At 68.7% G+C, this 8,155-nt stretch carries 10 protein-coding genes; 8 read left to right on the forward strand and 2 right to left on the reverse strand.

Going from position 1 to position 8,155, the window contains the following annotated elements; all coding sequences use genetic code 11:
• Positions 1 to 62 precede the first annotated feature (62 nt).
• Positions 63 to 764 (forward strand): GAF and ANTAR domain-containing protein, encoded by a 702-nt coding sequence (locus tag AB0E63_RS17765; protein ID WP_360366659.1) that lies wholly within the window; start codon positions 63 to 65, stop codon positions 762 to 764.
• Here AB0E63_RS17765 and AB0E63_RS17770 read toward each other — a convergent pair.
• Complete coding sequence (locus AB0E63_RS17770) at positions 761 to 1,591, reverse strand: oxidoreductase (RefSeq protein ID WP_360366661.1); 831 nt, start codon at positions 1,589 to 1,591, stop codon at positions 761 to 763. The genes AB0E63_RS17765 and AB0E63_RS17770 overlap by 4 nt on opposite strands.
• Before the next feature lie 82 nt (positions 1,592 to 1,673).
• Between AB0E63_RS17770 and AB0E63_RS17775 the strand changes: the two genes are divergently transcribed.
• From AB0E63_RS17775 to AB0E63_RS17785, 3 genes are all read left to right on the forward strand, one after another.
• Complete coding sequence (locus tag AB0E63_RS17775; protein ID WP_360366663.1) at positions 1,674 to 2,228, forward strand: helix-turn-helix domain-containing protein; 555 nt, start codon at positions 1,674 to 1,676, stop codon at positions 2,226 to 2,228.
• A gap of 207 nt (positions 2,229 to 2,435) precedes the next feature.
• Positions 2,436 to 3,581, forward strand: coding sequence for an ROK family transcriptional regulator (locus AB0E63_RS17780; protein WP_360366665.1), 1,146 nt, complete (start codon positions 2,436 to 2,438; stop codon positions 3,579 to 3,581).
• A gap of 36 nt (positions 3,582 to 3,617) precedes the next feature.
• On the forward strand, positions 3,618 to 4,283 hold the full coding sequence (locus AB0E63_RS17785; protein WP_360366667.1) for a GNAT family N-acetyltransferase: 666 nt from the start codon (positions 3,618 to 3,620) through the stop codon (positions 4,281 to 4,283).
• On the opposite strand, the gene AB0E63_RS17790 is transcribed toward AB0E63_RS17785, so the two are convergent.
• On the reverse strand, positions 4,227 to 4,748 hold the full coding sequence (locus tag AB0E63_RS17790) for a CGNR zinc finger domain-containing protein (protein ID WP_360366669.1): 522 nt from the start codon (positions 4,746 to 4,748) through the stop codon (positions 4,227 to 4,229). The two genes, AB0E63_RS17785 and AB0E63_RS17790, sit on opposite strands and share 57 nt — an antisense overlap.
• A 165-nt stretch (positions 4,749 to 4,913) precedes the next feature.
• Here AB0E63_RS17790 and alr point away from each other — a divergent pair, with 165 nt between their 5' ends.
• The 4 genes from alr to AB0E63_RS17810 are packed head-to-tail and all read left to right on the forward strand — an operon-like array spanning position 4,914 to position 7,751.
• Positions 4,914 to 6,044: an alanine racemase gene (alr, locus tag AB0E63_RS17795; protein ID WP_360366671.1), complete on the forward strand. Its 1,131-nt coding sequence runs from the start codon at positions 4,914 to 4,916 to the stop codon at positions 6,042 to 6,044.
• Complete coding sequence (locus tag AB0E63_RS17800) at positions 6,041 to 7,006, forward strand: D-alanine--D-alanine ligase family protein (protein WP_360366673.1); 966 nt, start codon at positions 6,041 to 6,043, stop codon at positions 7,004 to 7,006. Before alr ends, AB0E63_RS17800 begins: the two co-directional genes overlap by 4 nt.
• Positions 7,003 to 7,125 (forward strand): hypothetical protein, encoded by a 123-nt coding sequence (locus tag AB0E63_RS17805; RefSeq protein WP_360366675.1) that lies wholly within the window; start codon positions 7,003 to 7,005, stop codon positions 7,123 to 7,125. The genes AB0E63_RS17800 and AB0E63_RS17805 overlap by 4 nt, the downstream gene beginning before the upstream one ends.
• The gene (locus tag AB0E63_RS17810) at positions 7,122 to 7,751 is read left to right on the forward strand and encodes a M15 family metallopeptidase (protein WP_360366677.1); all 630 of its coding nucleotides are present in this window, start codon (positions 7,122 to 7,124) and stop codon (positions 7,749 to 7,751) included. Before AB0E63_RS17805 ends, AB0E63_RS17810 begins: the two co-directional genes overlap by 4 nt.
• The last annotated feature ends 404 nt before the right edge of the window (positions 7,752 to 8,155 follow it).

The following is an 8,155-nucleotide window of genomic DNA, read 5'->3' on the forward strand; positions in this document are numbered from 1 at the left end:
GGACCACTCCAGCCACGGGGTGCCCGATGGCTTGATGGCTTTGAGCACGACTGGAGTCCCCTGTGTCCGAGCAAGACCTTGTCGCGACGTCCGCGGACGCGTTCGCGCGGCTCGCGATCGAGTTGCACGATGCGCCGGGGGTGGAGGAGACGATCGATGCGGTCGTCCAGTTCGCCCTGCAGGCGCTGAGCTGCACCTATGCGGGCGTCGCCCTGTACACCCGCGGTTCCCACCCGGAGATCGCCGCGGTCACCGACTCCGTCGTCGCCGACGTGTACGACCTGCAACTCACCAGCGACAACGGCCCGCTGGTCTCGGCCATGCGCGAGCGCTCGACGATCCTGATCCGCGACACCACCACCGACGAGCGCTGGCCGGAATGGGCCGCCAAGGTCGCCGCTCTCGGCGTCCGCAGCGTCCTCGACGTCCCGCTGGCCACCGGCAGCGGCACCCACCAGACCGTCGGCGTCCTCGGTCTCTACAGCCCCGACCCCGACGCCTTCACCGCCGACGACGAAGCAATCGCCCACATCCTCGCCCGGCACGCCGCAGTCGCGCTCGCCTCCGCCCGGCACGAAGAGACCATGGCCCAGGCCGTCGACGCCCGCAAGCTCGTTGGCCAGGCGATGGGCATCCTGATGGAACGCTTCGACGTCGACGGCGACCGCGCGTTCGCCATCCTCAAGCGCTACTCCCAGGACACCAACACCAAACTCCGCGACGTCGCCCAGCAACTCATCGACACCCGGAAACTCCCTCACTAAGCGGGTACGCCGGTAGCTCTGCGGATGACTGTGTCGAAGGCGCGGGCCGGGAGCAGGTGGCGGAGCGCGATGAGCGGCTTGGCCGCGAAACCGGCGGCGTAGCGGGTGCGCGGTCGGCGGGCGGTGACGGCTTTGGCGATCGTGTCGGCGATGACTTCGGGTGGGGAGCTGCGGCGGTCGCTGGACTCGGAGTCCATCGAGCGGGCCATCGCGTCGGCCTGGGCGGCGTAGGCGCCAGAGCCGGACGTCTTGCGGAGGTTGGCGGCCGCGATGCCGCCCCACTCGGTCCGGATACCGCCGGGCTCGATCACGACTACGTCGATCCCGAACGGCCTGACCTCCATGCGGAGACAGTCGCTCAGCGCTTCGAGGGCGAACTTGGTGCCGTGGTACCAGCCACCGAGCGGCGTGTAGATCTTGCCGCCCATCGAGCTGATGTTGACGATCGTCCCGCTCCGCTGCGCCCGCATCCCCGGCAGCACCAGCTGGATCAGCCGCGCCGCACCGAAGACATTGACCTCGAACTGGTACCGCGCCTCGGACAACGGCACCTCCTCGACAGCGCCGTACGACCCATAGCCGGCGTTGTTCACCAGTACGTCGATCCGCCCGGTCTCGTCGAGGATCCGCTGGACGCCGGCGCGCAGCGAGTCCTCGTCGGTGACGTCCAGCTCGAGCAGCCGGATGCCCTCCTCGGCGAGCTCCTTCATCCGGTCCAGCCGGCGGGCCGCGCCGTACACCGTGTAGCCGAGCCCGTGCAGTTTGCGTGCGGTGGCCGCCCCGATGCCGGACGAGGCACCGGTGACGAGCGCGGTCTTGGGGGTCATGGGTCTGCACTCCTGGGAGGGTAAGATGAACTCCGGTTCACGATTATCATGAACCCTGGTTCACAATATTTCAAGGAGATCTATGAGCCCGCGCGCCGATGCGGTCCGGAACCGGACGAAGATCCTGGACGCCGCCCGCGACCAGATCACCCGGAACGGGCCGGACGCCGGGATGGACCAGATCGCCGCCGCGGCCGGGGTCGCCGTCGGCACGCTGTACCGGCACTTCCCGAACAAGACCGACCTGGTCAGCGCGGTCATCTCGGAGTACCTGGGGCACGTCGCCGACGACATCGAGGCCGCCGCCGGAAGGGTCCGGGCCGGCGCCCACGCGATGGACGAGATCACCGAACTGCTCGGCCGGGTCCTCGAGGCCTCCGCCACTGATCACGCGGTGAAAGCCGCCGCCCGCGCCCTCGGCGCCGATCCCAGCGACCAGGCCGCGGAGGACCGGGCGGGCGCAGCACTCGGCGGTCTGATCCAGATCGCCCAGGCCGACGGCGATCTGCACCCGGACGTCACCGTCGACGACTTCTATCTACTGATCTCGTCCGCCCCTACCGACCAGCCGGCTGACGTTCGCGCACGCTGGCTCACGCTGGTCCTGCCCGGACTCCGGACGCGAGGCCGAATCTGACACCGTTGTCCAGGAGGCATCCACCGAAATCGGGTGCATACTTCGAAAGGAATTGGGTACCGCGCCAGCACGTTGTCCACAGTTTTGAGGGGTGTGGACATCTAAACGCCGTTGGGTTGAGCTCGACGCCGGGATTTGTGCGGCCAGAACCGCGGACCGGGTCACGTCCCGGCGTCCAACTCGTGCCTGCACGGTTACGCTGGCGAAATGGGTGAGTGGCGGCCGCTCTCAGGACCTTCGCGGCAGGTTGCGCTGGAGATCCTGCGAGACGGTCCGCTATCGCGCGCGGAGTTGTCCCGCCGGGTGGGGCTGTCACCGGGCAGCCTGACCCGGTTGACCAAGCCGATGGTCGAGTCCGGGCTGCTGGTCGAGGTCGACGCCGGTCCCACGGACGCGCGCGTCGGCCGGCCGTCGCAGCCGCTCGATCTCGACCCGGGCGCTCACCATTTCGTCGGCATCAAGCTCACGGGTGACACGGCGATCGGCGTACTGACTACCCTGCGCGCCGAGGTGATTGCGAGTGCCGAGCGCCCGCTGACCGACCCGACTCCTTCCGTGGTGGCCGAACTGGTCCTCGAGCTCACCGACGATCTCGCGGTCCAGGTGCCGGGAAGGACCCCGATCACCGGGCTCGGCGTCTCCCTCGGCGGTCGCGTCGCGAACCAGTCCGAGGTCCGCTGGGGCCCGTACCTGAACTGGGTCGACGTACCGTTCGGCGAGATCCTCGCCACCCACACCAGCGTCCCGATCGTGATCGCGAACGACCTCACCTCGCTGACCGAGGCGACCCACTGGTTCGGCGCCGGCCGGAACTCGGACCGCTTCGTCCTGCTCACGATCGGCGCCGGCGTCGGGTACGGCCTCGTCGTCCACGACCGGACCGTCGACAGCCCGGACGTCACCATCGGCCTGATCGGGCACCACCCGCTGATCCCGGACGGCCCGCGCTGCGACCGCGGCCACCACGGCTGCGCGCTCAGTCTGCTGACCGTCAGCGCCATCATCGAGCAGGTCAGTACGGCGCTGGGCCGGGCGGTCGACTACGACGAGGCTCTCGAGCTCGCGGCGAAGGGCGATCCCCAGGCCAGCGTGGTGATCAACCGGGCCGGCCGCGCACTGGGCAAGCTGATCGCGGCGTCCGCGAACTTCACCATGCCTGACCTGGTCGTTCTCGGCGGCGAAGGCGTCCGGCTCGCCGAGGTCGCGCACGACGAGCTGCTCGCAGCCCTGCATGCGGACCGCCATCCGTCCGCCGCGGAACTGCCGATGGTGCTGCAGCCCGCCGACTTCAGCGAATGGGCCCGCGGCGCCGCGGTGGTCGCGATCCAGACCTTCGTGCTCGGATCTGAGTAACTGACTATTCGCAGATAAACAGTTACACTCGCGGCCATGGACTTGGTGAGGCGATGGCTGGAAGGGTGGCGGCTGTGCCGCGGACTGGGACCACTGATCGAGTACGACGACGCTGTCGCCGCCGTACTGCGGTTGCCCGGACGCGAGCGGGAGTTGTTCGCGCTCGCTGACGACCCGGCGACTGTGGATCGGCTGGCCGCGCAGGTCGCCGGGGACATCTGGCTGACGGTGACCACGCAGCACGGCGATGTCATCGCCCAGCGGCTAACTGCCGCGGGTGTGCGACCGTTCGACGAGCAGAAGACGTTGATGTCGATTGAGCTGCCTGAGCATCCTCACCCGGCGACCGAGTACGAGCTCGACATCAGCGCCGAGGGTCCGTTGGAGTACGTGCGTCTGCATGCCACGGACGGCACGGTGGCGGCTCGCGGCATGGTGGCGATCGTCGGCGACGACGCGGTGATGCATGACATCGTCACCGATCCGGCGCATCGGCGACGTGGGCTCGGCAGCGTGGTGATGGGCGCTCTGAGTCAACGCGCGCTCGAGCGTGGCGCTCGTACGGGGTTGCTGATGGCCACCACCGATGGGTTCCACTTGTACCGGAAGCTCGGCTGGTTGCCTGAGGCAACCATGGTCACGGGCTCAGGAGACGCGCGCGCGGTGGGCGGCGACCTTGGTGCGGTTCTGGCAGGCCGTTGAGCAGAACCGCTGCGTGCGGCTCCGGGTCGAGTCGAGGAAGAGGTCATCACAGCGGGTCGCCTCGCACTGCCTGAGGCGTTCGACGTCATCACTCCCGAGCAGCATCGCGACGGCGGTCGCGAACTCGGCCAACCAGCCGGCACCGAAGTGCAGATGCCACGGCGCGCCCTCGTGGCGCACGAGCTGCGGTGCTGCCTCGGTATCCCTGAGCAACTCGTTCACCAGGTCGACGGCCCCGTCGATATCCGGTAGCCGGCTCAGAGCGTCGTACAACGTCTTTCCGCCGGCGGCGTAGTCCGCGACGTCCACTGCTTCGACGCGGTTGGTCGTCAACCGCAAGATCGCTTGGATGGCATCGTCGTCGGGAGGAACCGCCGGCCGCCCCTGGCGCGAACCGGATCCGAAGGCGTTCGCCAGCGCGATCGCCGCGAGCAGCGACGCCTTCAGGTGATCCGTGGCCTCCACCCACCCATTATGACGAGACCCCGGGTGCTCGCGGTCATTCATGCGGAGGAGGCGGGTCAGACCAGGGCATGCCGGTGCGTGCTACCAGGGTCGTACGCCGGGGTGGAACAACATCCGTCCGCGATCCGATGAAGCCAATGGTTGCTGGAAACAACAATGACGGACATGAACCTGGTGCAGTCTCTCGATCGCCGGGCAGTCCGTGGGACGTTGTCCGAAGCTGTCGTCGATCTGTCTGCCATTCGTGACAATGTCCGCACGTTCCGGCGACTGATCCCGCAGGACGTCCTGGCCGTGGTCAAGGCCGACGCCTTCGGGCACGGCGCCGTACCGGTGGCCCGGGCCGCCGTCGAGGCGGGCGCGACCTGGCTCGGTGTCGCCCGCACCGACGAGGCGCTGCGACTGCGCGCGGGCGGCCTGACTGTTCCGATCCTCACCTGGCTGTACGACGCGGCCGAACTGATGCTGCTCGGCGATCTCGACGTGGACGTGAGCGTCTCGACCGTCGCCGAACTCCAGCGCGTCGTCTCCATCCCTTCCGTACACAACGTGCATCTCAAGCTGGACACCGGACTCCACCGGGCGGGCAGTGCACCTGACCAGTGGATCGAGCTCACCCGGGCGGCGGCGCACTACGAGGCGCTCGGCGCCGTCGCGGTCCGCGGGATCTGGTCTCACCTCTCGCACGGCGACTCCCCCGAGGCCCTGCAGAGCAGGAGACAACTACAGCTCCTGCGGACCGGGGTGAGCCTCGCCCGCCGCGCCGGGCTGCGGCCGAGCGTCGTCCACCTGGCCAACTCGGCCGGCGCGATCACACTGGACGCGCCCGACTGCGACCTGGTCCGGATCGGCGCCGGCCTGTACGGGATCGACGAGACCGGCATCGGGCCGCGGCCGGCGATGCGGCTGATGAGCAAGCTGGCCCAGGTACGCCGGATCCGCGCCGGCGAAGGGGTTTCGTACGGGCACGACTACATCGCGGACCGGGACACCACGGTCGCTCTCGTTCCGCTCGGGTACGCAGACGGGATCCCGCGAGTCGCCGTACGCGAAGCCAGCGTGCTGTCCCGGGGCGTCCGGATGCCCGTGATTGGGCGGATCGCGATGGACCAGTTCGTCGTCGACGCCGGCGACCTCGCGGTCGAACCCGGTGAGCCCGTGACCGTCTTCGGCGATGGGTCGGACGGCGCACCGACAGCGCTCGACTGGGCCGAGTGGGCCGGGACCATCCCGCACGACATCTACTGCGGCATCGGATCCCGGGTGCCCCGACGCTACGAGGAAGGCATCCAATGAAGGTCGCGGTGGTGATGGGCGGCGCGAGCCCCGAACACAAGGTCTCGCTGGCCAGCGGCAAAGGCATCGCGAAGGCGGTCGAGATCCTCGGCCACACCGCGATCCCCCTGATGATCGATGCCGAGGGCAACTGGTCGGACGGTCAGCACGAGGCGATCGAGATCCTGCAGGCGTGCGATGTCACCGTCCCGGCCCTGCATGGCGACGGCGGCGAGGACGGCGTACTGCAGGGCTTCTTCGAACAACTGAAGGTCCCGTACGTCGGCAGTGGTGTCGCAGCCAGCGCGGTCGGGCTCGACAAGCACCTGACCAAGGCAGTCCTCAAGGCTCATGGGATCGCGGTCACCCCCGGCGTGACGCTGCGCGGATCGGAGTTGACCGACACCGAGACCGCGACGCAGAAGCTGAAGGAAGCCGGTCTGGACTTCCCGTTGTTCGTGAAGCCAGGCAACGGCGGTTCGAGCTTCGGCGTGGCCCGGGCGACGAATCTGCCGACCTTGCTGGCCGCAATCGCGGATGCCGCCGTACTCGATCCGCAGGTGCTGGTCGAGCGGGAGATGGTCGGCCGGGAGATCGATCTGGCCGTGCTGGAGTTCCCGGACGGGCGGGTGGAGACCGCGCCGGCGCTGGAGATCCACAGCGATCCGGGCCAGCCGTTCTTCAACGCGACCGCCAAATACGACAGCGGTGCCACGCGATTCGTCGTACCCGCGCCGCTGGAACCAGGGTTGGCTGAGCGATTGCGGCGTACTGCTCTGGACGTCTTCGAGGTGCTCGGGTGCAAGGGGCTGGCCCGGGTGGACTTCTTCGTCCCGGCGGACGGGGACCCGGTAGTCAACGAGATCAACACGTTCCCCGGGTTCACCCCGGCGTCGCAGTTCCCCCGGATGTGGGCGGCCGCCGGCATGTCGTACGCCGAGGTAGTCGACACCCTGCTCCGCACGGCGGTGGCCAACGGATGACAGTCCTGTCGAGCGACGAGCGGACCTCGCGGATCCCGGCGATCGAGGGCCGCGAGCCGCTGGTCGACCCCTTCACGCGCGGCGAGCGGATCGCGCGGATGGCGGTGACGCAGCAGTGACCGTTCTGTTGAGCGACGAGCGGATCGCGCGGATCCCGGCGATCGAGAGTGGTGAGCCGCTGGTCGACCTGTTCACGCGGGGCATCGCGACGACGGGCCGGCAGTTCGTCCGGGAGAGCGTCGCGGACCGGCTGGCGGTGGCAGACACGTTCCTGCCGGCGGGGATCCGGCTGCACGTGGTGGAAGGGTCGCGTCCTATCGAGACCCAGCAGGAGATCTACGACGGCTACCGCGCCGAGCTCGAGCGCCTCCACCCCGGCATCTCCGCTGACGACGTACACATATTGGCGAGCCGCTTCGTCTCCCCCGTCGAAGTCGCGCCGCACGTCGCCGGCGCCGCGGCCGACCTCACGCTGGTCGGAACCCACGGTCCCCTCGACCTCGGTACGCCGATCGACGCGACCCCCGAACAAAGCAACAGCGCCTGCTTCTTCGCAGCCACCGACATCACCCGCGAAGCCCGGACGAACCGCGCGCTATTGGCCGACGTACTAACCGCCGCCGGCCTGGTCAACTACCCCACCGAGTGGTGGCACTGGTCCTACGGCGACCGCTACTGGGCCTACCTCGAGCACCACCCCGCCGCCCTCTACGGCCCAACCTCAAACCTCTCAACCCTGGCCTGACACCCCCACCCACCACGTCCGCGACAGCCGACCCAACTCCACCCACCCCCCACCACATGCCGCGACCACACCGCCTCACGGACATGCCACGCCCACGCCAACCCACGGAGGTGCTGCGGCCGCGCTGACCTCCGCGCGTCCCGCAGTCACGCCAGCCCACGCACGTCACGCGGTCACGCCGACTCACGGATGTGTCGGGATCACGTCGAGCTGCGGACGTGATGTGGTGGTTGGCCTTTGGAGGGGATGTGGTTTGTCTCCGGGCTGCGTGATGGTGCTAGTCGTGGTGGTGTGCGTCAAGTGCGCCTTCGGCGTCCCCCGGGGGTGTAGGGGCCGATTATAGCACCAACACCACCACAACACGGAGTAGGAAAACCATTCACACCAGGTCACGGTGACACGAC

The sequence above is a fragment of the Kribbella sp. NPDC026596 genome (genome assembly GCF_040638415.1).
GTDB lineage: Bacteria > Actinomycetota > Actinomycetes > Propionibacteriales > Kribbellaceae > Kribbella.